The organism is Sphingopyxis granuli, from assembly GCF_001559015.1.
Classification (GTDB): Bacteria; Pseudomonadota; Alphaproteobacteria; order Sphingomonadales; family Sphingomonadaceae; genus Sphingopyxis; species Sphingopyxis granuli.
Window position 1 is genome coordinate 1526828 of record NZ_CP012199.1, and the last position, 25186, is coordinate 1552013.

A 25186-nucleotide genomic window follows, 5' to 3' on the forward strand; every position below is an offset into this window, starting at 1 on the left:
CATGAAAAGTCCCGTTCGCATCGAGCCCTTCGGCTGCCTCGCAGGCGCTCAGGATAAGCGACGTCGAGAGGCCCACCGGGGCCGCGCAAGGTCGACGGGTGTCTCGCCTTCGCTCGCCACGAACGGCTCTCTGGCACTGGACGGATAGGCCCCATGCACGAACTGGCCTTTCCCCTTCTCGCCGGGCTGATCCTGCTGGCGCTGGCGTTCGACTTCCTGAACGGGCTGCACGACGCCGCGAACAGTATCGCGACGGTGGTCGCCACGCGCCTGCTGCGGCCGGTGCAGGCGGTGATGTTCGCCGCCTTCTTCAACTTCGCGGCCTATTTCCTGTCGATCAGCTTCCCCGAACTGCACCGGGTCGCGGAGACGATCGGGGCCGGACTGATCGACAAGAATCTGGTGACGCCCGCGGTCGTGTTCGGCGCGCTGGTCGGTGCGATGTTCTGGAACATCGTCACCTGGATCAAAGGCATTCCTTCCTCGTCGAGCCACGCGCTGGTCGGCGGCATCGTCGGGGCGGGCGTCGCGCATGCGGGCTTCGAAGGCATCCAGTGGTCGGGGCTCAACAAGACGGTGATCGCCATCTTCCTGTCGCCGATGCTCGGCATGCTGCTGGCGATGCTGGTCATGCTCGCGAGCAGCTGGGCGCTGCGCCGCGCGACCGCGAAATTCGCCGAAAAGAGCTTTCGCCGCCTCCACCTCTTCTCCTCGGCCGCCTATTCGATCAGCCACGGGCTCAACGACGCGCAGAAGACGATGGGGATCATCGCGGTGCTGCTCTATTCGACCGGCTATCTGGACGGCGAATTCCACGTGCCGCACTGGGTCGCGATCAGCTGCTATATCGCGATCGCGCTCGGCACGCTGTCGGGCGGGTGGAAGATTATCGAGACGATGGGCGGGCGCATCACCAAGCTGTCGCACCATCAGGGTTTTGCCGCGTCGACCGGCGGGTCGATCATGGTGTTCGCGGCAAGCTGGTTCGGCATCCCGGTGTCGACGACGCACACCATCACCGGCAGCGTCATCGGCGCGGGCGTCGCCCGCCGTGCGAGCGCGGTGCGCTGGGGCGTCGCGAGCAACGTCGTCGTCGCCTGGTTCATCACCATTCCCGCGAGCGCGGTGGTCGCGGCGATCTTCTATTCGTTGACGCGGCTTTTCTGATCGCGGAGCCGCTATCGCCGGTCTCGCACGACCCGTGCCGCCATCATCAGGCGGCGCCCGCGATGACGTTATCCTCCAGCAGTCCGGCGATGAATGCGATCCTCAATATTCCGGCGAGGGTCCTGCAGTTCATCTTCTCCATGATATTCGCGCGATAGACCTCCACCGTGCGGGGGCTGATCCCCAGTTCGAGTGCGATGACCTTGTTCTGCTTGCCGCTGGCGACTCCGTGCAGCACCTCGAGTTCCCGGGGCGACAGCTTGCCGAGCTGGGCGATTGCGTCGCGGCGCCGCGCCTCCGCCGCCTGTCGATTGTGCAGCGAGCCGAGAACGTCGCGGATGCCGTTCAGCAGCAATTCGCTTTCGGCCGGCATCGCGATGAAATTGGCGGCGCCGCGTTGCAGGGCGGCGACGGCGGTCCGAACATCCGCCTGTTCCGAAAGGATGATCGTCGCGACCATCGTGCCGCGCCGGTTGATCGCTTCCAGAAGGTCGAGGTCCGCCGCGGTCGGCGCGCGCAGGTCGATCAGCACGCAGGCCGGCTCGCTGTCGAAATCGTTCGCCAGCATCGCCTCGCCGCTGGACCATGGCCGTACCCGGTAGCCATTGGCGTGAAGCAGGAGGGAGAGCGTGTTGCGAACGGCCTCGTCGTCGTCAACGACATGGACCAGGTCGTGTTTCATCTCCCTAACTCCCAACCGTTGTTCGATGATTTGCTTTCGAAACTTCGTCGGGCGACCTCGTATGACGTCTTTGGCCTATTACTCCCTTAGCCATCTACCCGTAAAGCCACCATCCGTAGTGGTACGGGTAGGCGACTCGCCCAAGCTGGCATAGCGTCATCCACTTCGGCGGTTGCCAATCGGCTGCCGCGACAAATGTTTCGGCTCTCCACGTCGCGATAACGGGCGGTTGGCCGAAGCACCCCGAGCCTCAAACGCTTTCCGGGCGACCGGCAGGCGGGTCGCGAATTTGCGGCGGGGATAGCAGGCGGAGGACGTGCCATGATTTTCCGGGCGAAATGGGCCGCACCAGCGGCGCTGGGGGCGTGTGCCGTGCTGATGCCGGCGGCGGGGCAGGCGCAGGACATCGTCTACACGCCCGTCAATCCCTCGTTCGGCGGCAACCCGTTCAATTCCGCCCACCTTCTGGGCATCGCCTCCGCGCAGAACAAATACAAGGACCCCAACGCCGTCACCTCGACCGATCCGGCGCAGCAGTTCCTGCGCACGCTGCAAAGCCGCCTGCTGTCGTCGCTGGCCACCCAGATCACCGACATCATCTTTGGCGAGAACGCGCAGGACAGCGGCCTGATCCAGTTCGGGGACCAGGAGATTTCCTTCGTCCGCGGCCTTGATTCGGTCACGTTGACGATCACCAACAATGCCGACGGCAGCGTGACCGAGATCGTCATCCCGCTGCTGCAAGGCAGCGATGACGGCGGCCTGACGGGACCGGGCGAATGACCTCTCCCCTGCGCCTTCGCACCGCCGTCGTAGCGGCGGCCACGACGCTGCTCTGCGCGTGCGCCGTGAACGACGGAGCGAGCTGGTCGGCGCCGCAGCCGGTGCTGCCGACCCCCGCGACCCACACCTTGCAGACACTGCCGGCACCCGGCGACAATATCTCAGTCGCGGTCTATAATTTCGCCGATCAGACGGGCCAGTTCAAACCGACCGAAGGGGTCCAGACGCTGTCGCGCGCGGTCACGCAGGGCGCGACCTCGATTCTGGTCAAGGCACTGCAGGAATCGGGGCGCGGGCGCTGGTTCACCGTCATCGAGCGTGAGCGTCTCGACAATCTGCTGCGCGAGCGCGCCGTGATCCGCGAGATGCGGGCGTCCTATCTGGGCGAGACGAAACTCAATCGCCAGGCGCTTCCCCCGCTGCTTTTCGCGGGCGTCATCCTGGAAGGCGGCATCATCGGATACGATACCAACACCAAGTCGGGCGGTATCGGCGCGCGGTTCCTGGGCATCGGCGGCAGCACCAAATATCGCGAGGATACGGTGACCGTCTATCTGCGCGCTGTCAGCGTCAAGACGGGCGAGGTGCTGCTGACCGTCAGCGTGCGCAAGTCGATCGCGTCGATCGGGCTCGACGCCAATGCCTTCCGCTATGTCGCGTTCAAGGACCTGCTCGAACTGGAGGGCGGTGTCGCGACCAACGAGCCCGACGCTCTTGCGCTGCAGCAGGCGATCGAATCCGCGGTCTACGGCCTGATCATCGAAGGCGCGGGGCGCGATCTGTGGTGCATGTCGACGCAGCCGGAGTTCAGCGAAAAGCTGCTCCGCCAATATTATGCGCGCCGCGACAATATCGAGCCCGAGGCGGTCGAACTGGTGCGCCGCACCGATGGAAGCACGATCACTGGCGCATGCACGCCCGGCTATGTCCAGGCGCGTGCGCCAGCGGCGCCGGCGCATCGCGGCGATGCACCGCAGCTTTCGGCGCGGCCCGCGCAGCCGGCTGCACGCCCGACCGGACCGGCGCAACCCGCGCCGCCCATACCGACGCTAAACACGCTGGATACGACGAACGTCACGGCCCAGCCGAACAAGGGAGGGGAATAGAAGGAATCGCCCGGATCATCCGGGCACGAAAGGCGGTCCCGTCGACACTCTGATTGGCATCGCGATGTCGACGAGACCGGACTTGGCAAGGTTTACGGGAAACCTCGCCAGACGCGAGCGTCCGTCCGGCTTCATATCGCAGCCGCGGCGGAATCGCAAGGTGCGGCGGCGCCGATCCCCCCCGTGGCCGCCGCACCGACCGCGTTCTCTCTTCCCGTCGGCAGCCAGCGGGGCCGGCGCTGGATGACGCAACGGATCCGGCCTTTGTATTGCGGCGGCGTATCGCCTGCCGCAAAAGCCAAGGAGCAGGAAGATGAAGAAAATGATGATGAGCGCGGCTTCGGTTCTCGCGCTAGCAATCGCCGGACCGGCGCTCGCCCAATCGGTCAGCACCGTCAACCAGTCGAACACCGGCAATACCGCCAATGTCGACCAGACGGGTTCGCTGGACGGCGGCGATTCGCTGGTCACCCAGAGCGGCGCCAACAACCTCGCCAACGTCACCCAGGCCGACGACGGATCGGGTTCGACCCCGATCAACGTGTCGGAGGTCGACCAGTCCGGCGACAATAATGTCGCCACGGTATCGCAGGACACGTCGACCATCGCGATCCAGACCGAGTCGTTCGTCAATCAGTCGGGCAACAACAATAATGCCGACGTGACGCAGGTCGACGACTGGCAGTCCTCGACGATCAACCAGACCAGCGACGGCAACAGCGCGACGGTGGTTCAGGGCGATGCGACGGCGGCGTTGACCGACGACAGCTACGGCAACAACAGCATGATCAATCAGGGCGGCACCGGCAGCCAGATCGCCGAGGTGACGCAGACCGGGCTGCGGAACGACAGCACGGTCGATCAGATCGGCGACGTCGGCGAGGCCTATGTCGTGCAGAGCGGGGCCGACAATTTCTCGACCGTCCTGCAGACCGGAACCGACGACGACGCCGACGTCAACCAGAGCGGTGACGGCAACAGCTCCGACATCGTCCAGGACGGCGAATCGGTGCTGGCGACCGTCGATCAGTCGGGCAACGGCAACAGCAGCCTTGTCGACCAGACGTCGCCGGGCGGCATCCGGCCGATCAATTCGTCGGTCTATGTCGACCAGTCCGGGGACGGCAACGACTCCGAAGTCTTCCAGCGGGCCAACGACGGCTATGCGGAGGTCCGGCAGTGGGGCACGAACAGCGTGTCGAGCGTGCTGAACCACGGCAACCGTTCGATCGCCTATGTCTGGCAGCTTGCCGGCGACGACAATGACGCGTCGATCGTCCAGCGGGCCGAGGACAGCGACGCCTTGGTCTATCAGGTCGGCAACCGCAATACAGGCAGCATCATCCAGCGCGAGGATAGCCCGCCGACGGAGAATTTCTCTGCGGCGATCTACCAGTATGGCAATGACGGCACGTCGTCGATCGACCAGGACGGCGACAACCATATCGCGGTCAACGAGCAGACGGGCAATTTCGACAGCTCGTCGATCCTCCAGACCGGCAGCGGCAGCTATGCCGGCGTCGGTCAGTATGCCGACAACAACAGCTCGACCGTGACCCAGGCAGGCAACTCGCAATATGCGCTCGTCCTGCAATTTGGTTCGGGCAACACTTCGTCGGTCGATCAGAGCGGCAACAACAACACCGCGAATGTGACGCAGCTCACCAACGGAAACGTCTCGACCGTTCTTCAGTCGGGATCGTTCAACGTGGCGAACGTCGCACAGTGACCCCGCGCCCCGGAGGACGCCCGAGGGTGCCCTCCGGGGACTTTTTATTGGAGAAGTCCGATGAAACGCCGTGATCTATGGCTTCTCGCCGCCGGGGCCTTGTCGGCCGGACCGGGCGTCGCCATGGCCCAGTCCACCGCGACGATCGACCAGTCGGGGACCGGGCTTTCGGCCGCGGTCGCGCAGGGCCAGCATCCCGGTCAGAGCGTGACGATCGAACAGATCGGCTCCGCCGGCGACGTCGACGTGACGCAGGACTCCCCTCATGCGGCGGCCGACCTCACGCTGACCGGCGACGCGCTTCGGGCCGACATCGTCCAGCAGGGCGATGCGCTGGCCGCCGTCACGCTAGCGATGGAAGGGAGTGACGGCACCGTCGGCGTTCGCCAGTCGGGCGCGCCGGGGGGCAGCAATATCGCGAGCATATGGCAATCCGGCCAGGCGAACAGCGCGCTGGTGACCCAGCAGGCGGACGCCGGCGCGGCCAACCATGTCGGCCTGCTTCAGGACGGGATCGGCAATATCGCCATGCTGACACAGACCGGCGCGGGGAACGCGCTCGACCTGACCCAGCAGGGGAACGACAATCTGGCCGCCATCGATCAGATCGGCACGGGCCTGATCCTGCAAATCCTTCAGGAGGGCGGTGCCTCGATCGGCATCACCCAGACGGGAAGCCGTTGATCGTCGCGCTTGCCTTGCTTCTTGTCGCGCCGCCGACCGCGGAACCGCCGCCGAGCGGGGGCGAGGCGACCACGGTGAACCAGATCGGGCCGCCCCGCGAAAAGGGCGGCGATCGGGTCGAACAGGTCGACGTCCGCAAATCACCCAGCGTGGCCGTCGAGCAACTGCCGGACACGATCGACCTGCCGCGCGACGATAGCGGTCCCGAAGGCAGCCTGGAAAAGCTGACGGTGGAGCATCCGCGCGCGGAACTGTATCGGGAGGTCGCGACGGCCTGGGAAATGATACGCCGCCGGGGCCAGCAGCCCACGCCCGAATTGATCGCGCGCGAGATCGGCCCCGACATGCTGGCGCGGTTCCTGAATCAGTTTCCGGGGTCCGAAGGGATATTCGGAGCCGATTCCGACCAGCTGCCGATCGGGCCGCCCGATCCGCCGGTCCAGCCGCCCAAGCCGGGCAATCGCCGGTGAAACCGCGGAGCGCCTGGGTGCGGGCGGCGCAATTTCTGTTGGCGGCACCGCTTGCCGCCTTCTTCGCTTCGGGATCGACCGCCATGACATCTCGCGACGCCTCACCGATCCTGCTGCAGACGGAGCGGCATGCGGGATATGTCGAACTGACCCTCGAAGGCCGGCCGGGGCATGGCGAGCGCTATGTCTATACGGTCGAGGTGACGGGCAAGTCGCGCTCGCGCAATTCGGCGAGCTATGTCGCCGGCGCGAAGCCCCATATCCTCGGCCGGACGCGCTTCCCCGACGAGGGGCCGTGGCGCGTCACCTTCACGATCGCGGACGGCGCGGGCCGCATTCTCCATGAAGAGACGGTGGCCGGCTGACTATCGGGCGGGTCGATAGGCGATGCTGGCCGATCCGCTCATCCGGACCGGCAGATAGAGGCCCGCGCCATAGGCCTTGATCTCGCCGGTTTCGAAGCCCGTGACGGTCGTGCGAATCTCGAAATCGCCCTCGCGCCGCTGATCGACCGCGCGGCGGATCTTGCCTTCCAGTTCTTCCACGTCGCGGGTGAAATTCTGCGTCAGCGCGGACGCAATCAGGGTCGAGAAGCCGGGGCTTTGCCCGAGCTTCAGCAGCAGATCGCCCCCGATCCCGTCGGTGTCGCCCAGAATCGTCAGATCGGCAAAGCGTACCTCGGCCGACCCCGGATCGTTGACCGGGATCGCGGTGGCCCAGATGCGGCCGTGCGTCGGCCCCTGCGGGATGCGCTGCGGCTGCGCTTCGACCGAGACACCCACCGCGACGCGGCCGCCCGGCGCGCCATAGACCGTCACCTTGTCGAACTTCGCCATCACAGGCCCGACCTTCGGAACCTCGAACGGCTGCGCCGACCGTTTGACCAGCGCGCGCAGGATCACGGGTTCCAGCTCCGCATAATCGGCGACGACCGGCACGAACACGTCGAGGTGCGGGCGCGGCGTTTCGTGCACCAGTCGCGGCAGCGCCGTCGGCGCGGGGTCGGCGGGGCGCTCACCGACGAAACTTTCGGTCATCGCCTCGAGCGCGAGGTTCAGCTTGATGCGCTGTCCGTCGACGCGATAGCCGCCATAAAGAAGGCGCTGCGGCGTCAGGCGCATCCACACCGGCGGATTTTCGCGATTGAGTTCGAGGGTGGTGAAACTGCGCCGCCAGATGTCGGCGGCCTGCCGCTTCACGTCGACCCGGGCGATCTCCCGGTTCACCTCGCGCTCGACATCGCGCACGACGGGCTTCAGCTTCGCGTCGGCCTGATCGGTGAAGGTGATGCGCCGGCCGAGGAAGTCGATCCCCGGCGGCTTCGTCCAGCCATAGGCGATGCGCACCTTGCCCTGCAGCCGCCAGTCGGGGGTCAGTTCGACGCGGATGCGCGCATGCGCCATCGCCGATCCGGTCGCGGTCTCCCCCTTCAGAACGCCGCCAACGTCGCGCGCGCTGACCCGCGCATTCAGCGGCACGTCGACGACGATCTCCTGCCCTTCGCCGCGCAGCCGCAGGGGGCCGCGCGTCACCTGCCCGACGATGGTGCAGGCGATCGGCGGCGTGACCTTCACCTTCTTGCCGAAAACCTTGACGCCCTGCGGCGGCACGCACTTCGGTTCGCGTCGGTCGATCGTCCACAGCGTGCGCGGCACCGCGCGTTCGAGCGCGGTGCGCAGCGCCGCTGCGTCGGCGTCGATCGGCACCGCGACCAGCGAGGTCTGCTTCGGCGTCGGCGCGGTGTCGGTGGCGCGGGGCGGCGCCATGTCCGCGACCGTCTGCGCCTTGCAGCCGGCAAGCGCCGCCGCGATGACGATCAGATATGGCAGTCGCTGTGCTATCCGCATGTGTCGGCCCCCGGTCGATATCTGTTCTACCACCGACCGGGCCGAAGCGTTCCCGTAAAAATGTCGCCCAGAAATCAGGCGGTCACGACCCCGAACAGGTCATGCTCGTCGGCGTCCTCGACCAGCACGTCGACGATGTCGCCCGCCTTCAGCCCCGCGGCGACGTCGCGGAGGTAGACATGGCCGTCGATCTCCGGCGCGTCGGCCTGGCTGCGGCCGGTGGCGCCGATGCTGCCATCCTCGTCGGCCTCGCCCACCTCATCGATGATGACGGGGAGGGTGCGGCCGACCTTCGCCGCGAGCTTCGCGGCGCTGATCGCGGCGGTCTTTTCCATGATCCGCTGATAGCGCTCTTCCTTGACCGCCTCCGGCACCGGATCGGGCAGGGCGTTCGCCTGCGCGCCCGCGACGGGCTCGAAACGGAAGGCACCGACGCGATCGAGCTGCGCCTCGTCGAGCCAGTCGAGCAGATAGCGGAAATCCTCCTCGGTCTCGCCGGGGAAGCCGACGACGAAGCTCGACCGCACCGCGATGTCGGGCGCGATCGCGCGCCACGCGGCCAGCCGTTCGAGCACCTTCGCTTCGTTCGCGGGGCGCTTCATCGCCTTCAGCACCTTCGGGCTCGCATGCTGGAAGGGAATGTCGAGATAGGGGGTGAGCAGCCCCTCCGCCATCAGCGGGATCACCGCATCGACGTGCGGATAGGGATAGACATAGTGCAGCCTCACCCACGGCGCACGACCTTCGTTCGTCCGAAGCTGGCCGAGTTCGCGCGCGAGGTCGGTCATGTGCGCGCGCACCTCGCGCCCCTTCCACTCGCGCGGATCATGGCGGATGTCGACGCCATAGGCCGAGGTGTCCTGGCTGATCACCAGCAGTTCCTTCGTCCCCGCCGCGACGAGCTTCTCCGCCTCGCGCAGCACCGCGTCGATGCGGCGGCTGACCAGCCGACCGCGCAGGTCGGGGATGATGCAGAAGGAACAGCTGTGGTTGCAGCCCTCGCTGATCTTCAGATAGCTGTAGTGGCGCGGGGTCAGCTTGAGCCCGCCCTCCGGCACCAGGTCGACGAACGGGCCCTGCGTCGGCGGCACGGCGTCGTGGACCGCATCGACCACCTGCTCATACTGGTGGGCCCCGGTGACCGCGAGCACCTTCGGGAAGCGGGCGCGGATCAGATCGGCCTCGCTGCCCATGCAGCCGGTGACGATGACGCGGCCGTTCTCCGCCATCGCCTCGCCGATCGCCTCGAGGCTTTCCTCCTTCGCGCTGTCGAGGAAGCCGCAGGTATTGACGAGCACCACGTCGGCCCCGGCGTAATCGGGCGACAGGCCATAGCCATCGGCACGCAATTTCGTCAGGATGCGTTCGCTGTCGACCAGCGCCTTCGGGCAGCCGAGCGAAACCATGCCGACTTTCGGCTGGGCGGGGAGGGTCTTGACTGGCATGATCGGCGGCGCCCTTATGCGATTTTTGCGGCTTTGTCACGCGCGACGCCATCGGGCGGCCGCGCGAAGGAAGGAAAAGGATCGATGCTCGGATTGTTTGCGGCGATTTCAGCGGCCGTCGCGGTGGCGGCGGGCGCGTTCGGCGCCCATGGCGCGGCGGGGCAGCAAGAGGCCGAATGGCTGCGGACCGGCGGCCTCTATCAGTTGATCCACGCGGTCGGGGCGCTCGCCGTGATGGGCGTCGCGCGTGGGCCGGCGGCGATGTTGCTGGCCGGCTCGATTCTGTTCGCCGCCACCCTCTATGCGATGGCGCTGGGCGCGCCGCGGTGGCTGGGCGCGATAACGCCGGTCGGCGGCGCCCTGATGATCGCCGGCTGGCTGTGGGCGGCGTGGGCGATGCCGCGAGGGTGACCGAATCGGCCTTCGGGAAAAGAGGCTGGCATATCTATTGCTGCCGGGGCGGCGATGGGGCATGCGGTATCTGCCGCGGTGCGGCCGGCCACATAGGAGGGAGGACGGGTGTTCGACACATTGACCCTCGCGGCGCTGCCCGCCGAAGACGAGGCGCTGCGCCCGGCGATCCGCGCGCTGGCAGCCGAAGCCGTCGCGGCGCGCGGCGACGCGGTTCGCGCCCGGTCGTGGGCGGGGTTCGACGCGGCGTTCAGCCGCAGGCTGGGCGAAGCGGGTTTCCTGGGCCTGACGCTGCCCCGGCACTATGGCGGCGGCGAACGCGGGCCGTTCGCGCGGTTCGTCGTCGTCGAGGAACTGCTCGCGGTGGGCGCGCCGGTCGCGGCGCACTGGATCGCCGACCGCCAGAGCGCGCCGCTGATCCTGCGCTTCGGCACCGAGGCGCAGCGCGAAGACTATCTTCCACGCATCTGCCGCGGCGAGATTTTCTTCTGCATCGGGATGAGCGAGCCGGGGTCGGGGTCCGACCTCGCCAGCGTGCGCACCCGCGCCGAGCGCACCGAAAGCGGCTGGCGCGTCAACGGCCAGAAGATCTGGACGAGCAACGCGATGCACAGCGACTACATGATCGCGCTGCTCCGCACCTCGGGCACCAGCGAGGATAGGCACGGCGGCCTGTCGCAGCTCATCATCGACCTCAAGGCGCCGGGCGTGACGGTGCGGCCGATCGCCGATCTGGCGGGCGACGCGCATTTCGCCGAGGTGTTCTTCGAAGATGTCGACCTGCCCGCCGACGCGCTGATCGGGCAGGAGGGCGAGGGCTGGAAACAGGTCACGGCCGAACTCGCCTTCGAACGCAGCGGGCCCGAGCGCATCTATTCGAGCGTCGTGCTGCTCGACGCCTGGGTGCGGCATCTGCAGGCGATGGGGCGCGAGGATTCGGCGACGGTGGCGCTGGTCGGCGATTTCACCGCGCGGCTGGGGACGCTGCGGGCGATGTCGATCGCCTGCACCGCGCGGCTCGCGCGCGGCGAGAGCCCGGTGGTCGAGGCGTCGCTGGTCAAGGACCTCGGCACCGGCTTCGAACAGGAACTGCCGATCGCGATCGGCGACGACCTCGCCGCGCATCCGGACGAGCCGGTCGATGCGGAGCTGTATCGCACCTTGCTCTATGTGACGCATGTGGCGCCGAGCTTTTCGCTGCGCGGCGGCACGCGGGAAATATTGCGCGGCATCATCGCGCGCGGAATGGGACTGCGATGATGGATCACGACGCGCTTCTTTCGCCCTTCGAGCGGATGCTCGAAACCGTCGCCGCGCCCGCCGCGGTGCGCGCGGTCGAGGCGGGCGGCGATACCGATGCGATGTGGGACGCGGTCGCCGGATCGGGGTTCCTCGACGCGCTGGTTGCCGAGGCGGCGGGCGGCTTCGGTCTGCCGGTCGCGGCGGTGCAGCCGCTGTGGCAGGCTCTGGGGCGCCACGCGGTGCCGCTGCCGGTCGGCGAGACGATGATCGCGCGGGCGCTGCTGGCGGATGCCGGTGTGCCGCTGCCCGACGGACCGGTCGCGCTCGCTGTGGCGGCGCCGGGACAGGCGGTGGTGGTGCCGCTGGGGCTCGTCGCGCGCCATGTGCTGGTCGAACAGGACGGGCGGCTCGCCCTCGTCGCGGCGGACGGGGCCGAAGCGACGGGCGTCGCCGGCAGCCTCGCGGCGCGGATGCGATGGGACCGGCTCGACGGGATGCTGCCGGCGCCGGCGGGGGGATTGCGCGCGCTTGCGGCGGTGCTGCGCGCGGCGCTGATCGCCGGCGCGGCGGATCGGCTCGTCGCGATGACCGCCGCCTATGCCAACGAGCGCGCCCAGTTCGGCAAGCCGATCGGCCGCCAGCAGGCACTCCAGCAGAATCTGGCGGTGATGGCCGAAGAGGCGGTTGCGGCGCGCATCGCGTCGCAGCTCGGCTGCGCCGGGACCTGGCCGCCTTCGCTGGTCGCCGCGGCGACCGCCAAATCGGTGGCGAGCAGAGCCGCGACGCGCGTCGCCGCGACCGCGCACGCGGTGCACGGCGCGATCGGGATCAGCGCCGAACACGACCTTCAGCTCTTCACCCGCCGCCTGCACGAATGGCGGCTCGCCGACGGGTCCGAAAGCTGGTGGAACCGGCAGCTCGGCGCCCAGCGGCTGACAAGCGGCGCCGGGTCGGTCGACTATGTACGGGCGGAACTGGCGGCGCCCGCCTGACCGGTCTCTCCGGCGAGGCGGCGGGCCACCGCGCGCAGCCGCGCGATCGCTTTGCGCCGCACCGCCGCATCGGGTGTGCGCCCAAGGAAGGATAGCGAAATCGCGCCCTCGATGCGCCCGTCCTCCGGCGGCAGCGGCACCGCGATGCAGAACAGGTCGTTGCGGATTTCATGGCGGTCATAGGCGATGCTGGTCCGGCGGATCGTCGCCAGCTCGTCTCGCAGCACCGCCGCATCGGTGATCGTGTTCGGGGTCAGCGCGATCAGCGGGCCGCCGGCGAGATAGGCGGCCAGCGCGGGCTCGGGCAGCGCGGCGAGCAATATCTTGCCGATCGCCGAGCAATAGGCTTCGAGCTGCATCCGTTCGGCGGTGAACAGCTCGGCGGCGTCGCCGCGCTCCTTGACAATGTAGGTGACCATCGAATCCTCAAGAATTCCGGCATGGGCATAGGCGCCGAACTGTGCCGCCAGCCGCGCGAGCGGGCGGCGCAGGCCGGCGGCAAGCGCGGGGCGCGGCTCGCTGGGCTGCGCGAGGGCGGCGAGGCGCGGCGCGGCGCGATAGACGCCCTTCGCGGTGCGGACCAGATAGCCTTCGGCCTCGAGCGTCAGCGCGAGGCGATGCGCCGTCTGCGGCGGCAGCGCCAGCCGCGCCGCCACCGCCGACAGGGTCGAGCGCCCGCCGTCGCGAACCAGCGCTTCGAGCAGCCGCAGTCCCTTGATCAGCGTCTGCGACGTGTAAGCGGGGGGCGAGGGCGAATTCATGCCACTTTTTGGCAGGCTTGCTCTCGAATATTAAGAGATAATCGCAATCGCGCGGTGGCGCCCGGCGCGATCCCTGATAGCAGGCGTGCAGGGAGACCGAGATGACAGCGACATTCGAAGACCTCGCGCGGCGGCTGCGCGACGCCTATGCGGGCGGGACCGTGTCCCCGCTTCGCGACGGGCTGGACCCGACCGATGCCGACGGCGCCTATGCGGTGCAGACGATCAACACGCGCTTCTGGGAAACGCAGGGGCGGCGCATCGTCGGGCGCAAGGCGGGATTGACGGCGAAGGCGGTGCAGCAGCAACTTGGCGTCGACCAGCCCGATTTCGGGGTGCTGTTCGACGACATGCGCATCGCCGACGGCGGCCGGCTCGACCCGGCGCGGGCGATCCAGCCGAAGGCGGAGGCGGAGATCGCCTTCATCCTCGGCGCCGACCTGCCCGATGCCGGGTCGACCGCCGAACAGGTCGCGACCGCGGTGACATCGGTCCATGCGGCGATCGAGATCGTCGACAGCCGTATCGCCGACTGGAAGATCAGCTTTGCCGACACGGTCGCCGACAATGGCTCGTCGGCCTTCTTCCTGCTCGCCGACGCCGGGCGGCCGCTCGCCGGGCTCGACCTCGAAGGCGCGGCGATGGAGATGACCGTCAATGGCGCGGTCGCCTCGACCGGGGTCGGCGCCGCGGCGCTCGGCAATCCGCTCAACGCCGCCGCATGGCTGGCGCGGACGCTGGCGGCGCGCGGCGAGCCGCTGAAGGCGGGCGACATCCTGCTCGCCGGCGCGCTGGGGCCGATGGTTGCGCTGACGCCCGGCGACGTGGTGGTCGCGCGCGTCGCGGGTATCGGCGAATGCCGCTTCACTTACGGGAACTGAAAATCATGGCGAAAACCAAAGTGGCGATCATCGGGTCGGGCAATATCGGCACCGACCTGATGATCAAGATCATGCGCCTGTCGAAGGGACTGGAAATGGGGGCGTTCGTCGGCATCGATCCCGAATCCGACGGCCTGAAACGCGCCGAGCGGCTCGGCGTACCGATCACTGCAGAGGGGCTCGACGGGCTCGTCGCGATGCCGGGCTTTGCCGACATCGGCATCGTCTTCGATGCGACCTCGGCAGGCGCGCACCAGCGGCATAGCGAGGTGCTGATCGCCCACGGCAAGCGCGTCGTCGATCTGACCCCGGCGGCGGTCGGGCCGTACACGATCCCGCCGGTCAACGGCGATGCGCATCTGGATGCGCCGAACGTCAACATGGTGACGTGCGGCGGGCAGGCGACGATTCCGATCGTCGCGGCGGTGAACCGGGTGGCGAAGGTGCATTATGGAGAAATAGTGGCGTCCATCGCGTCGAGGAGCGCCGGCCCCGGCACCCGCGCCAATATCGACGAGTTCACCGAGACGACGAGCCAGGCGATCGTCGAGGTCGGCGGTGCGGCGCGCGGCAAGGCGATCATCGTCCTCAACCCCGCCGAGCCGCCGCTGATCATGCGCGACACCGTCTATTGCCTGTGCGACGACGGCGACCGCGATGCGATCCGCCGGTCGGTCGAGGCCATGGTGGCCGAGGTGCAGAGCTATGTCCCCGGATACCGGCTGAAGCAGGCGGTGCAGTTCGAAAGCATCGGCGGCAACGCGCCGCTGACCATTCCGGAGATGGGCGGCAGTTTCACGGGCCTGAAGGTCAGCGTCTTTCTGGAGGTCGAGGGGGCGGCACATTATCTGCCGGCTTACGCGGGCAATCTCGACATCATGACCTCGGCGGCGCTGAAGACCGCCGAGAAGATCGCCGAAAGGATGGCGGCATGAGCTTCGACCCCACCACCACCAAGCTCTATATCCAGGACGTGACGCTGCGCGACGGGATGCATGCGATCCGCCACCAATACGGCCTCGACCATGTGCGCGCGATCGCGCGGGCGCTCGACGCTGCGAAGATCGACGCGATCGAGGTGTCGCACGGCGATGGCCTGCAAGGATCGAGCTTCAACTACGGCTTCGGCGCGCATACCGACTGGGACTGGATCGGCGCAGTGGCCGAGGTGCTGGAGCATAGCGTGCTCACGACCTTGCTTCTCCCTGGCATCGGGACGATTCACGATCTGAAGCACGCCTATGAAATGGGCGTGCGATCGGTCCGCATTGCGACGCATTGCACCGAGGCCGACGTCGCAAAGCAGCATATCGAGTTCGCGCGCGGCATCGGTATGGACGTCGCGGGCTTTCTGATGATGAGCCATATGTCCGAGCCCGAAGCGCTCGCGGGCCAGGCGAAGCTGATGGAAAGCTATGGCGCGCATTGCGTCTATGTCACCGATTCGGGCGGTGCGCTGACGATGGACGGCTATGCGGCACGGCTCGCCGCCTATGATCGCGTGCTGAAGCCCGAGACGCAGCGCGGCGTCCACGCGCACCACAATCTCAGCCTCGGCGTCGCGAACAGCATCGTTGCGGTGCAGAACGGTGCGATCCGCGTCGACGCCAGCCTTGCCGGCATGGGCGCGGGGGCGGGCAATGCGCCGCTGGAGGTCTTCATCGCCGCCGCCGACGTCTATGGCTGGAACCATGGCTGCGACCTGTTCGCGCTGATGGATGCCGCCGAGGAACTGGTGCGCCCGCTGCAGGACCGCCCGGTGCGCGTCGATCGCGAGACGCTGACCCTCGGCTATGCCGGGGTCTATTCCTCTTTTCTGCGCCATGCCGAAAAGGTCGCCGCCGACCACGGACTCGACACGCGCGCGATCCTCGTCGAACTCGGCCGCCGCAAGATGGTCGGCGGTCAGGAGGACATGATCGTCGACGTCGCGCTCGACATGGTGCGCCGCCGCGATGTCGCGGGCTGATGTGTCGAGTTTGGAGCGTGATGATGTTCGGATGAACAACGTGTCCCCGCGCAGGCGGGGACCCAGAGCGATGTGGCGCCGACCTTGGCCCTTCGAAGCTCTGGGCTCCCGCTTTCGCGGGAGCACGCGGCTTTGCGAGCCAAGACAATCATGCATTAGTATCCAAATTACCGTCCCAACGGATTTGAGATGGTACAGATAAAGGCGCGGCTAAAGGCGCCGCGCTTTATCCCCGCAGATAGGCCTGCCAGATCGCCTTGCCGACGCGGTCGTAGCGGTTCATCGCCGCGATCAGGCGTGACAGGCCGTCGGCTGGGCCGAACGCGTCGGGAAGCAGCGGATCGCGCATGATGGCGCGGATCGCCTGCCGTCCGAGCAGCAGCGTCTCCGCCGCCGCGGCGGGTAGCGGCATGGCGTCGATGCGCACGCCACTGCGGTCGAGCGCCCCGGCCAGTTCCAGATAGGCCGCGCGCCGGGCGTCGGCGGGCCACAGCGTCGGGAAGCGTTCCGCGCGCCCCGCGTCGAGCCCCGCCGCCTCGACGACGCACAGCGATGCGGCCGCGTCGAGCGTCGCCAGCCTTTGCCGCGCCCCCTCGGCACAGCCCTCCAGATTGTCGGGGCGCGCCCAGACGTTCGTCTCGGCCTCGGCGAAGCCTTCGAGGTCCAGCGCGCGCAGCGTGCGGCGCCACGCCGTCCGGTCGGCGCGTTCCAGCGGCCCCGCGATCGCCAGCAGCCAGCCGCCGCCCCACGCGCGCCGCAGGTCGAGCCGCGTCCGCCAGCCCAGAATGCGCTGCTGGAGCGGCGCGCCGCCCGAACCGATCGTGTAACGGCCCCGCGCGATCGCGCGTACCCGGTCCTCGGCCTTGAGGCGCGTCAGCGCGGTGCGGATTCCGGGGGCTTCGATGCCGAACGCGGCACCCGCCCGCACCAGCTCGCCGACCGAAAAGGCCGGCGGTTCTCCGGTGTCGAGCAGGTCGAGGATCAGCATCCGCGCGCTCATCGTGCCGTCATCGGCGATTATTATGTTGCGTTCTGCGTCCATATCCGACTTATTGTGCAATAAATAATGTAGGAGAGGAAGATGCTGCCCCTCGAAGGCATCACGGTAATCGATCTGACCAGCGTTGTCGCGGGACCGCTCGCGACTCAGATCATGGCGCAGCAGGGCGCGCGCGTGTGGAAGATCGAACCGCCCGAGGGCGACCGGGCGCGCCTGCTGGGCGCGATCGCGGCGCCGGGATTCAGTTCGGCGCACGTCGCGCTCAACGCAGGAAAACAGTCGATCGCGCTCGACCTTGCCCGCGCCGAGGGCCGCGCGCTGCTCTGCCGTCTCGTTCCGCATGCCGACCTGCTGATCCACAATTTCCGGCCGGGGGTGATGGAACGGCTGGGGTTGGGCACCGCGGCGCTGCACGCGCTTCGCCCCGATCTGGTGATCGCGCGGATCAGCGGTTTCGGGCAGGATGGGCCGATGTGCGGCACCCGCGCCTATGACCCGATCATCCAGGCCGAATCGGGGATGGTGAGCTGGGACGACAGCGGCGAGCCGACGCTGGCGCCGCAGTGGATCTGCGACAAGACGGCGGGCCTCTATGCCGCGCAAGCTGCGACCGCGGCGCTCGTCGCGCGCGGGCGTAGCGGCGAGGGGACGGTGGTCGACATCTCGATGCTCGAAGCGGCGGTCGCCTATGGCTGGATCGACCTGCACGGGGCCGAAGTCTTTCCCGACGCGCCGTCGCGGATGCCGAACATTGCGGCGGTCTATCGTCCCTGGGCGACGGCGGACGGCTGGATCGTCGTCGTCATGCTGTCGCAATCGGAGTTCGAAGGCTGGGCGCGGGCGATCGGCGCGCTCGAGCTGCTGTCCGATCCGCGCTATGCCGACATGGTGACGCGCTTCCTCCACTGGGACGATCTGCGCGCCTTTTCCGCCCCGCGCGTCGCGGCGATGACGACGAGCGAGGCGGTTGAGCGGCTGGCCGAGGCGGGAGTGCCGTGCGGCGTCGCCAACCGCTCGGCGGTGCTGCCGGATCATGCACAGCTCGCCCACGACGATTTCGTCGCGCTGACCGACCATCCGCAGGCGGGACCGGTGCGCCGCGCCCGTGCGGTTGCGCGCTTCGATGGCGCGCGGGCGGGAACCGATGCCCATGCGCCGCGGGTCGGCGAACATGGCCGCGCGATCCTCGCCGCCGCCGGCCTCGACGCCGCCGAAATCGCTGCCGCGCTCGCCATGGGCGCGGTCCACCTCCCCGAGGAGATTTGACCATGCGTTTCGAAACCCTGTCCTATGCGACCGACAACCGGGTCGCGACGATCACGCTCGACCGGCCCGACCATTTCAACGCGATCGCGCACGGCATGCCGCGCGAAATCCGCGCCGCGGTCGAGAAGGCGGAGGCCGACCCCGACGTCCATGTCATCGTCGTGCGCGGCGCGGGGCCGGGCTTTTGCGGCGGCTATGACCTCAAACATTATGCCGAGCGCAAAGGAGAGATCAGCGGGTCGCAGGACATGCCGTGGGATCCGACGCTCGATTTCCAGATGATGTGGCGCAACACGCAGGATTTCATGGCGCTGTGGCGTGCGACCAAGCCGACGATCGCGCGCGTCCACGGTGCCGCGGTCGCGGGCGGATCGGACATCGCGCTGTGCTGCGACTTCCTGATCATGGCGGAGGATGCGCGCATCGGCTATCCGCCCGCGCGCGTCTGGGGCGTGCCGACGCCCGCGATGTGGGTCTATCGGCTGGGGCCGCAGATGGCGAAGCGGATGATGATGACCGGCGACCTGATCGACGGACGCGAGGCGGCGCGCATCGGCCTGGCGCTGGAGGCGGTGCCCGAGGCGGAGCTCGACGATGCGGTTGAGCGGCTGGCGGGGCGGCTGCGCGGCGTGCCCCGCAACCAGTTGATGATGACGAAGACCGTCGTCAATCAGGCCTATGACAATATGGGCCTCAACAACACACAGATGTTCGCGACGCTGTTCGACGGCGTTTCGCGCCATTCGCCAGAGGGTATATGGTTCCGCGAGCGCGCGCAGGAGGTCGGCTTCAAGCAGGCTGTGGCCGAGCGCGACAGCGGCGATCCGATCGCGAGCCAGGTGTCGAAGCGCCTGCCGGTCGAAGATTGAGGAGACAGATAATGACCGCCATCCGCCCGATCGACCGGCTCGACACGCACGAGGTGTTCAACCAGCCGCCGCCGCTCGAAAACACGAACCTGTTCACCAGCGACCGGGCGCTCGTCGATGCGGTGACGCAGGCGGGGGCGGCGGGCCATGCCGACCGGCTGGCGGCGCTGGGGCAGCGCTGCGGCTCGGCCGAGGTGATCGAATGGGGCGTCGAGGCGAACCGGCAGGTGCCGGTGCTCGAAACGTTCGACCGCTACGGCCACCGCGTCGATGAAGTGCGTTTTCATCCCGCCTATCATGAACTGATGCGGCTGGGGCTCGACAGCGGCTTTGCGTCGGCCGCGTGGGACGGCAGCGCGCACGGGCATGTGCTGCATTCGGCGATCCTCTTCCTGACCGGGCAGGCCGATTCGGGGACGAGCTGTCCGATGACGATGACCTATGCCGCGGTGCCCGCGCTGCGTGCCGAACCGGCGGTTGCTGATGTCTGGGCGCCGCGCATCGCCGCCGGCCGCTATGACCCGGCGGTTCGCCCCGCCGCCGAAAAGGCGGGGGTGACGATCGGCATGGCGATGACCGAAAAGCAGGGCGGCAGCGACGTGCGCGCCAACACGACGCGCGCCGAGCCGGCGGGCGAGGAGGGCTGGTACAGCCTCACGGGGCACAAATGGTTCTGTTCGGCGCCGATGTGCGATGCCTTCCTGACGCTCGCCTATGCCGGGGGCGGGCTGACCTGCTTCCTCGTGCCGCGCTGGCTGCCCGACGGGACGCGCAACGCGGGCTTTCGCGTCATGCGGCTCAAGGACAAGATGGGCGACCGGTCGAACGCCTCGTCCGAAATCGAATATCATGGCGCGCTGGCGCAGCGGCTGGGGCCCGAAGGGCGCGGGGTGGCGACGATCATCCAGATGGTCCAGCACACGCGGCTCGACTGCGTCGTCGGATCGGCGCAGCAGATGCGTGGCGCGCTCGCGCAGGCCTTGTGGCACACCGCGAACCGTTCGGCCTTCCAGCGCCGCCTGATCGACCAGCCGGCGATGGCGGCGGTGCTCGCCGACCTTGCGGTCGAAAGCGAGGCGGCGACGGCGCTCGGCTTCCGGCTGGCGCAGGCGTTCGATGCGGACGATCCCCTCGCGCGGCTGCTGACCCCCGTCGCCAAATATTGGGTGTGCAAGCGCGCGCCCGGCCTCGTCTATGAAGCGATGGAGGCGCATGGCGGCGCCGGCTATATCGAGGCGGGGCCGATGCCGCGCCTGTTCCGGCAGTCGCCGCTCAACGCGATCTGGGAGGGGTCGGGCAACGTCATCGCGCTCGACCTGCTGCGCGCCATTGCGCGCGAACCCGACGGGGTCGAGGCGCTGCACGCCTTCCTGGCGGCGCAGCGCGGGCACGACGGCGCCTATGATCGCTGGATCGACGCGATCGACCTGCGCGCCGCGCACGAAGGCACCGCGCGGCTGCTGATCGAGCGGCTGGCGCTCGCGGCGCAGGCGGCGGTGCTGATCGGCCAGGGCAACCCGCTCGCGGAGGCTTTCTGCCGCCTGCGGCTGATCCCGCGTGGCAGCGCCTATGGCGCCTTCGATGCCGCGATCGACACGCGCATGATCGTCGACCGCGCGATGCCCGCGGCATGACGGTCCGCGTGACGAACGACGGCGCGGTGCGCACCGTCACCATCGATCGGCCCGCGTGCCGCAACGCCGTCGACCCGGCGACCGCCGACGCACTGCGCGCCGCCTTCGCCGATTTCGAGGCCGACGACGGCAGCGCGGTTGCGGTGCTGACCGGGGCCGGCGGCCATTTCTGCGCCGGTTTCGACCTGAAGGCGGTGGGGCAGGGCGAACGCCGCTACGAGCCCGCGGGCGACGGGCCGATGGGGCCGACGCGGATGCTGCTGTCGAAGCCGGTGATCGCCGCGGTCGAGGGCTATGCGGTCGCGGGCGGGCTCGAACTCGCGCTGTGGTGCGATCTGCGCGTCGCCGCCGAAAGCGCGACCTTCGGCGTCTTCTGCCGCCGCTGGGGCGTGCCGCTGATCGACGGCGGCACGGTGCGCTTGCCGCGCGTCGTCGGGCAGGGGCGGGCGCTCGACATGATCCTGACCGGGCGGCCGGTCGCGGCGGACGAGGCATTGGCGATGGGGCTGGCCAGCCGCGTCGTGCCGGACGGCGCCGCGCTGCCGGCCGCGCAGGCGCTGGCGGCGGAAATTGCGCGCTTTCCGGCGCTGTGCATGCGCACCGACCGGACGTCGGCCTATCGCCAATGGGACTTCGATCTGGCCGAGGCGCTGCGGTTCGAGGGGCGCGAGGGCGAAAGGCCGCTACGCGCCGAGGCGAAGGCCGGCGCCGGCCGCTTCGCCGACGGTGCCGGACGCGGCGGCCGGTTCGAGTAAGCCCGAACGCGCCTTTCCCGTTTCGGCATGCGGCGCGCCCGGCGGTCCCGTTTCCGCCGTCCCTGTGCTATGGAGCACAGCGGCGACGGGCCGGAATCCCGCATATGGCCCCGTCGAAAGCCGCGAAATGGGGAGAGGAAGATGACAGCGAATGATGGCAAGCCGGCGCTCGTTGCGCGCGTGAAGGGCATTCTTCTGCGTCCGGCGGAGGAATGGGCGAAGATCGATACGGAGGCGGACACGATCGGCGACATCTATCGCCGCCACGTCCTGCCGCTCGCGGCGATTCCCGCCGTCGCCCACTTCATCGGGTCAACCGTCTTCGGCTATTCGGCGATGGGCTTCACCTTCCGGCCGTCGGTCGGCGCGGCGCTTGGCACCGCGCTCGTCCAATATGGCGCGGCGCTGGTCGGCGTGTTCGTGCTGGCGCTGATCATCGACGCCCTCGCGCCGACCTTCGACGCGGCGCCCAATCGTGTGCAGGCGTTCAAGGTCGCCGCCTATTCGGCGACCGCGAGCTGGGTGGCCGGAATCTTCGGCCTCGTCCCGGCGCTCGCCGTGCTGATGCTGCTCGGCCTCTACAGCCTGTATCTGCTCTACCTCGGGCTGCCGAAGCTGATGCGGGCGCCCGAGGCGAAGGCGCTGGGCTATACCGCCGTCGTCGTGATCGCCGCGATCGTGGTCGCGCTGCTGCTCAGCCTCATCATAGCGCCGGTTTCCGGCCTGTTCAGCGGGCGACTGTAGGGGGGCTCGCACGGGGACTGTTGCTTTTCGGCCACTATCGAACGGAAAAGCCAAGGTTTTTCTTTCTTCGCGTTGACGGTGTCCGGCGGTTCACTAGAGCCGCTGGCACCCCCGAAGCATCCCCTCCTCAGGCCCCTGTGGGCTGCGCTTCGCGGGTCGGAGAGAGAATCATGACCTTGCGCAACATGCTGCTGGGCGCCACGATGCTGTGCGCCGCCGCGACCCCCGCCATCGCCTTCGCCCAGAACGCGGGTGCCAGCGATACTGATTACGGTAACGAGATCATCGTCACCGCGAGCAAGCGGTCGCAGACGTTGCAGGATACGCCGATCGCGGTGTCGGTGGCCTCGGCGGCCGACATCGAGAATTCGCAGATCCGCGACCTCATCGACCTGCAATCGGCGGTGCCCAGCCTGCGCGTGGCGCAGCTTCAGTCGAGCGCCAACACCAATTTCATCATCCGCGGATTCGGCAACGGTGCCAACAACCCCGGCATCGAGCCGTCGGTCGGCGTCTTCATCGACGGTGTCTATCGCTCGCGTTCGGCGGCGCAGATCGGCGACCTGCCCAATCTCGAGCGCGTCGAGGTGCTGCGCGGCCCGCAATCGACGCTGTTCGGCAAGAACGCCTCGGCGGGCGTCATCAGCATCGTCACGCAAAAGCCCCAATATGATTTCGGCGGCTCGGTCGAGGCGACCTATGGCAATTACGACGCGATCACGGTGAAGGGCAATGTCACCGGCCCGATCGGTGAAAATGTCGCTTTCTCGCTCGGTGGCAATTTCAACCGCCGCGACGGCTATGCGCAGGATCTGCGGCTGGGCAAGGACGTCAACGACCGCAACCGCTGGGGCGTGCGCGGGCAGTTGCTGTTCGAGCCGACCGACGCGCTGTCGATCCGCCTGATCGGCGATTACGACAAGATCGACGAGAATTGCTGCATCGCGGCGAACGTCATCGCCGGGCCGACGGTTGCGATCACCGACCTGCTGGCGGGTGGGACGAGCGTCGATGCGGCCAACCCCTTTTCCTACCGCGTCTACAACAATTTCCTGTCGTCGAACGAGATCGAGAATTACGGCGGATCGGCGCAGATCGACTATGATCTCGGCGCGCTCGCGCTGACCTCGATCACCGCCTATCGCGAGGTGCGCGCCGACACCAATCAGGATTCGGATTTCTCGGGGGCCGACCTGATCGGGCAGAAATCGGACGATACCGCGATCAACACGTTCACCCAGGAACTGCGGCTGACGTCGGACTTCGACGGGCCGGTCAACTTTCTGATCGGCGGCTATTATTTCCACGAGAAGATCCGGCAGCACAGCCAGATCTATTTCGGCGACGACTTCCGTCCCTATGGTAACGCGCTGATCCAGGCGGCCAGCGGCGGGCTGCTGGACGTTCCGACGCTCGAGGCCGCGCTGGGTGCGCCGAACGATTCCTTCTTCCACGCCGGCGACGGCATGGACGAACATTACCGGATGAAGAACACCGCCTGGTCGATCTTCGGCACGCTCGATTTCGGGATCAGCGACCGGCTGACGCTGACGCTCGGTGGCAACTATACGAAGGACCGCAAGCGTTTCTCGACCGACGTCATCAGCACGGACGTCTTTTCGGGGATCGACCTCGACGCGGCCGCCTATACGCCGTTCCGTGAATTCGTGCTTGTCAGCAGTGGGGTGGATCCGGCGACCGCCGCTTTCCTCGCGGCGAATCCGACGCTGACCCTGCCCGATGGCAGCAGCGCGAACCCCCTCGCAGGCCTCAAGGATTTCCAGTTCCTGCCGCCTTTCCTCGACGTTCCGAACAGCGTCGAGCCGGGCCGGGTCAGCGACGGCGATTTTTCGTGGAGCGCGCGCCTGTCCTATGAATTGACCGATACGGTCAACGTCTATGCGACCTATGCGACCGGCTTCAAGGCTGCCTCGGTCAACCTGTCGCGCGACAGCCGCCCGCTGGCGGCGGACCTGCCCGCGATCGTCGCGGGCGGCCTCGCGACGCCGAATCTGGTGGCGGGCACGCGCTTCGCGGCACCCGAGGAATCGGAAGTCTATGAGGCGGGACTGAAAGCCAACTGGTCGGTCGCGGCGCTGAACCTCGCGGTGTTCAAGCAGTCGATCAAGGGGTTCCAGTCGAACGTCTTCACCGGCACCGGCTTCGCGCTCGCCAACGCCGGCAAGCAGTCGACCTTCGGGATCGAGTTCGACGGATCGGTGCGGCCGGTCCGCGGGCTCAACCTGAACCTCGCCGTCACCTATCTCGACGCCAAATACGACAGCTTCGTCGCCTCGGCGTTCGGCGACCTGTCGGGCATGAAGCCCGCGGGCATCCCCGACCTGTCGGTGTCGATGGGCGGCACCTACACCCACGAATTCGCGGGCGGGACGCGGGCGATCGCGCATGTCGACTACCAGTATGAAAGCCCGACGCAGATCGTCGATGGCCTCGCCGCCCTGCCGGCGAGCGTCGCGCAGAATCTGAAGCGCGAGGTCAACCAGCTCAACGCCTCCTTCACCGTCGCGCTGACGAACGGCCTCGAACTCGGCGTATGGGGCCGCAACCTGACCAATGCGCGCTATCTGACGACGATCTTCAACGCCGTCGCGCAGTCGGGCAGCGTCTCGGGCTATCCCAGCCAGCCGCGGACCTATGGCGTGACCGCGCGTTTCAAATTCTGACCGGACGGCGGGCGTTCGCGCCTGCCCTTCGACGACGGACAAAAGAAACCCCGGCCTCTCGTTCG

The 25186-nt window shown here is 67.9% G+C and carries 24 protein-coding genes; 19 read left to right on the plus strand and 5 right to left on the minus strand.

What is annotated here, in order from left to right:
• The first annotated feature begins 153 nt into the window (after positions 1 to 153).
• The gene (locus tag SGRAN_RS07055; RefSeq protein ID WP_067181996.1) at positions 154 to 1167 is read left to right on the plus strand and encodes an inorganic phosphate transporter; all 1014 of its coding nucleotides are present in this window, start codon (positions 154 to 156) and stop codon (positions 1165 to 1167) included.
• 46 nt (positions 1168 to 1213) lie between these two features.
• Here SGRAN_RS07055 and SGRAN_RS07060 read toward each other — a convergent pair whose 3' ends face one another.
• Entirely contained in the window at positions 1214 to 1849 is a 636-nt protein-coding gene (locus tag SGRAN_RS07060; protein WP_067181999.1) for a response regulator transcription factor, read from the minus strand.
• A gap of 321 nt (positions 1850 to 2170) precedes the next feature.
• Between SGRAN_RS07060 and SGRAN_RS07065 the strand changes: the two genes are divergently transcribed.
• From SGRAN_RS07065 to SGRAN_RS07090, 6 genes are all read left to right on the plus strand, one after another.
• Positions 2171 to 2632 carry a curli assembly protein CsgF gene (locus tag SGRAN_RS07065; protein ID WP_067182002.1) on the plus strand — a complete coding sequence of 154 codons (462 nt, stop codon included), beginning with the start codon at positions 2171 to 2173 and terminating at the stop codon, positions 2630 to 2632.
• On the plus strand, positions 2629 to 3738 hold the full coding sequence (locus SGRAN_RS07070) for a CsgG/HfaB family protein (RefSeq protein WP_082737123.1): 1110 nt from the start codon (positions 2629 to 2631) through the stop codon (positions 3736 to 3738). Before SGRAN_RS07065 ends, SGRAN_RS07070 begins: the two co-directional genes overlap by 4 nt.
• Positions 3739 to 4051: 313 nt before the next feature.
• On the plus strand, positions 4052 to 5467 hold the full coding sequence (locus tag SGRAN_RS07075) for a hypothetical protein (protein ID WP_067182006.1): 1416 nt from the start codon (positions 4052 to 4054) through the stop codon (positions 5465 to 5467).
• Between the two features lie 60 nt (positions 5468 to 5527).
• Positions 5528 to 6151: a hypothetical protein gene (locus tag SGRAN_RS07080; protein ID WP_067182008.1), complete on the plus strand. Its 624-nt coding sequence runs from the start codon at positions 5528 to 5530 to the stop codon at positions 6149 to 6151.
• Positions 6148 to 6621: a hypothetical protein gene (locus SGRAN_RS07085; protein WP_067182011.1), complete on the plus strand. Its 474-nt coding sequence runs from the start codon at positions 6148 to 6150 to the stop codon at positions 6619 to 6621. Before SGRAN_RS07080 ends, SGRAN_RS07085 begins: the two co-directional genes overlap by 4 nt.
• A gap of 83 nt (positions 6622 to 6704) precedes the next feature.
• A complete protein-coding gene (locus SGRAN_RS07090; RefSeq protein WP_148650812.1) occupies positions 6705 to 6986 on the plus strand; it encodes a hypothetical protein in 282 nt (93 codons plus the stop codon).
• Here the strand turns inward: SGRAN_RS07090 and SGRAN_RS07095 are convergent, their stop codons facing one another.
• Positions 6987 to 8468, minus strand: coding sequence for a DUF4403 family protein (locus tag SGRAN_RS07095; RefSeq protein WP_067182015.1), 1482 nt, complete (start codon positions 8466 to 8468; stop codon positions 6987 to 6989).
• 74 nt (positions 8469 to 8542) lie between these two features.
• Positions 8543 to 9913 (minus strand): 30S ribosomal protein S12 methylthiotransferase RimO, encoded by a 1371-nt coding sequence (gene rimO, locus SGRAN_RS07100; RefSeq protein WP_067182017.1) that lies wholly within the window; start codon positions 9911 to 9913, stop codon positions 8543 to 8545.
• Positions 9914 to 9997: 84 nt separating this feature from the next.
• Between rimO and SGRAN_RS07105 the strand changes: the two genes are divergently transcribed.
• From SGRAN_RS07105 to SGRAN_RS07115, 3 genes are all read left to right on the plus strand, one after another.
• A complete protein-coding gene (locus SGRAN_RS07105) occupies positions 9998 to 10324 on the plus strand; it encodes a DUF423 domain-containing protein (RefSeq protein WP_067182023.1) in 327 nt (108 codons plus the stop codon).
• Positions 10325 to 10432: 108 nt separating this feature from the next.
• Positions 10433 to 11584, plus strand: coding sequence for an acyl-CoA dehydrogenase family protein (locus SGRAN_RS07110; RefSeq protein WP_067182026.1), 1152 nt, complete (start codon positions 10433 to 10435; stop codon positions 11582 to 11584).
• Positions 11581 to 12558, plus strand: coding sequence for an acyl-CoA dehydrogenase family protein (locus SGRAN_RS07115; protein ID WP_237233893.1), 978 nt, complete (start codon positions 11581 to 11583; stop codon positions 12556 to 12558). The genes SGRAN_RS07110 and SGRAN_RS07115 overlap by 4 nt, the downstream gene beginning before the upstream one ends.
• Here the strand turns inward: SGRAN_RS07115 and SGRAN_RS07120 are convergent.
• Positions 12525 to 13319 (minus strand): IclR family transcriptional regulator, encoded by a 795-nt coding sequence (locus SGRAN_RS07120; RefSeq protein ID WP_067182030.1) that lies wholly within the window; start codon positions 13317 to 13319, stop codon positions 12525 to 12527. The two genes, SGRAN_RS07115 and SGRAN_RS07120, sit on opposite strands and share 34 nt — an antisense overlap.
• Positions 13320 to 13420: 101 nt before the next feature.
• Between SGRAN_RS07120 and SGRAN_RS07125 the strand changes: the two genes are divergently transcribed.
• Genes SGRAN_RS07125 through dmpG form a run of 3 tightly spaced genes read left to right on the plus strand, consistent with a single transcriptional unit; the run spans position 13421 to position 16169 of the window.
• Positions 13421 to 14200 (plus strand): 2-keto-4-pentenoate hydratase, encoded by a 780-nt coding sequence (locus tag SGRAN_RS07125; protein ID WP_067182033.1) that lies wholly within the window; start codon positions 13421 to 13423, stop codon positions 14198 to 14200.
• A gap of 5 nt (positions 14201 to 14205) precedes the next feature.
• The gene (locus SGRAN_RS07130; RefSeq protein WP_067182036.1) at positions 14206 to 15135 is read left to right on the plus strand and encodes an acetaldehyde dehydrogenase (acetylating); all 930 of its coding nucleotides are present in this window, start codon (positions 14206 to 14208) and stop codon (positions 15133 to 15135) included.
• A complete protein-coding gene (dmpG, locus tag SGRAN_RS07135; RefSeq protein ID WP_067182038.1) occupies positions 15132 to 16169 on the plus strand; it encodes a 4-hydroxy-2-oxovalerate aldolase in 1038 nt (345 codons plus the stop codon). Before SGRAN_RS07130 ends, dmpG begins: the two co-directional genes overlap by 4 nt.
• A 226-nt stretch (positions 16170 to 16395) precedes the next feature.
• Here the strand turns inward: dmpG and SGRAN_RS07140 are convergent, their stop codons facing one another.
• On the minus strand, positions 16396 to 17211 hold the full coding sequence (locus tag SGRAN_RS07140; protein ID WP_237233895.1) for a hypothetical protein: 816 nt from the start codon (positions 17209 to 17211) through the stop codon (positions 16396 to 16398).
• 39 nt (positions 17212 to 17250) lie between these two features.
• Here SGRAN_RS07140 and SGRAN_RS07145 point away from each other — a divergent pair, with 39 nt between their 5' ends.
• The 6 genes from SGRAN_RS07145 to SGRAN_RS07170 all read left to right on the plus strand — a co-directional run bounded on the left by SGRAN_RS07145 (position 17251) and on the right by SGRAN_RS07170 (position 25121).
• Positions 17251 to 18435, plus strand: a complete 1185-nt coding sequence (locus tag SGRAN_RS07145) for a CaiB/BaiF CoA transferase family protein (RefSeq protein ID WP_067182041.1) — start codon at positions 17251 to 17253, stop codon at positions 18433 to 18435.
• A 2-nt stretch (positions 18436 to 18437) separates the two neighbouring features.
• A complete protein-coding gene (locus SGRAN_RS07150; RefSeq protein ID WP_067182044.1) occupies positions 18438 to 19304 on the plus strand; it encodes a crotonase/enoyl-CoA hydratase family protein in 867 nt (288 codons plus the stop codon).
• Between the two features lie 11 nt (positions 19305 to 19315).
• The gene (locus SGRAN_RS07155) at positions 19316 to 20938 is read left to right on the plus strand and encodes an acyl-CoA dehydrogenase family protein (RefSeq protein ID WP_067182046.1); all 1623 of its coding nucleotides are present in this window, start codon (positions 19316 to 19318) and stop codon (positions 20936 to 20938) included.
• 8 nt (positions 20939 to 20946) lie between these two features.
• Positions 20947 to 21693 carry a crotonase/enoyl-CoA hydratase family protein gene (locus SGRAN_RS07160; RefSeq protein WP_237233897.1) on the plus strand — a complete coding sequence of 249 codons (747 nt, stop codon included), beginning with the start codon at positions 20947 to 20949 and terminating at the stop codon, positions 21691 to 21693.
• Between the two features lie 141 nt (positions 21694 to 21834).
• Entirely contained in the window at positions 21835 to 22437 is a 603-nt protein-coding gene (locus tag SGRAN_RS07165) for a Yip1 family protein (RefSeq protein ID WP_067182051.1), read from the plus strand.
• Positions 22438 to 22607: 170 nt separating this feature from the next.
• Complete coding sequence (locus SGRAN_RS07170) at positions 22608 to 25121, plus strand: TonB-dependent receptor (RefSeq protein ID WP_067182054.1); 2514 nt, start codon at positions 22608 to 22610, stop codon at positions 25119 to 25121.
• Positions 25122 to 25186: the final 65 nt, after the last annotated feature.

Excerpts from the sequence above, each read along its gene's own strand:
- SGRAN_RS07080 (WP_067182008.1), top strand. The coding sequence starts at position 5,528 with ATGAAACGCCGTGATCTATGGCTTCTCGCCGCCGGGGCCTTGTCGGCC.
- SGRAN_RS07145 (WP_067182041.1), top strand. The coding sequence starts at position 17,251 with ATGCTGCCCCTCGAAGGCATCACGGTAATCGATCTGACCAGCGTTGTC.
- SGRAN_RS07165 (WP_067182051.1), top strand. The coding sequence starts at position 21,835 with ATGACAGCGAATGATGGCAAGCCGGCGCTCGTTGCGCGCGTGAAGGGC.
- SGRAN_RS07140 (WP_237233895.1), bottom strand. The coding sequence starts at position 17,211 with ATGGACGCAGAACGCAACATAATAATCGCCGATGACGGCACGATGAGC.
- SGRAN_RS07070 (WP_082737123.1), top strand. The coding sequence starts at position 2,629 with ATGACCTCTCCCCTGCGCCTTCGCACCGCCGTCGTAGCGGCGGCCACG.
- SGRAN_RS07125 (WP_067182033.1), top strand. The coding sequence starts at position 13,421 with ATGACAGCGACATTCGAAGACCTCGCGCGGCGGCTGCGCGACGCCTAT.
- SGRAN_RS07055 (WP_067181996.1), top strand. The coding sequence starts at position 154 with ATGCACGAACTGGCCTTTCCCCTTCTCGCCGGGCTGATCCTGCTGGCG.
- SGRAN_RS07155 (WP_067182046.1), top strand. The coding sequence starts at position 19,316 with ATGACCGCCATCCGCCCGATCGACCGGCTCGACACGCACGAGGTGTTC.
- SGRAN_RS07105 (WP_067182023.1), top strand. The coding sequence starts at position 9,998 with ATGCTCGGATTGTTTGCGGCGATTTCAGCGGCCGTCGCGGTGGCGGCG.
- SGRAN_RS07090 (WP_148650812.1), top strand. The coding sequence starts at position 6,705 with ATGACATCTCGCGACGCCTCACCGATCCTGCTGCAGACGGAGCGGCAT.
- SGRAN_RS07060 (WP_067181999.1), bottom strand. The coding sequence starts at position 1,849 with ATGAAACACGACCTGGTCCATGTCGTTGACGACGACGAGGCCGTTCGC.
- SGRAN_RS07115 (WP_237233893.1), top strand. The coding sequence starts at position 11,581 with ATGATGGATCACGACGCGCTTCTTTCGCCCTTCGAGCGGATGCTCGAA.
- SGRAN_RS07075 (WP_067182006.1), top strand. The coding sequence starts at position 4,052 with ATGAAGAAAATGATGATGAGCGCGGCTTCGGTTCTCGCGCTAGCAATC.
- SGRAN_RS07095 (WP_067182015.1), bottom strand. The coding sequence starts at position 8,468 with ATGCGGATAGCACAGCGACTGCCATATCTGATCGTCATCGCGGCGGCG.
- SGRAN_RS07170 (WP_067182054.1), top strand. The coding sequence starts at position 22,608 with ATGACCTTGCGCAACATGCTGCTGGGCGCCACGATGCTGTGCGCCGCC.
- SGRAN_RS07065 (WP_067182002.1), top strand. The coding sequence starts at position 2,171 with ATGATTTTCCGGGCGAAATGGGCCGCACCAGCGGCGCTGGGGGCGTGT.
- SGRAN_RS07130 (WP_067182036.1), top strand. The coding sequence starts at position 14,206 with ATGGCGAAAACCAAAGTGGCGATCATCGGGTCGGGCAATATCGGCACC.
- SGRAN_RS07150 (WP_067182044.1), top strand. The coding sequence starts at position 18,438 with ATGCGTTTCGAAACCCTGTCCTATGCGACCGACAACCGGGTCGCGACG.
- rimO (WP_067182017.1), bottom strand. The coding sequence starts at position 9,913 with ATGCCAGTCAAGACCCTCCCCGCCCAGCCGAAAGTCGGCATGGTTTCG.
- dmpG (WP_067182038.1), top strand. The coding sequence starts at position 15,132 with ATGAGCTTCGACCCCACCACCACCAAGCTCTATATCCAGGACGTGACG.
- SGRAN_RS07120 (WP_067182030.1), bottom strand. The coding sequence starts at position 13,319 with ATGAATTCGCCCTCGCCCCCCGCTTACACGTCGCAGACGCTGATCAAG.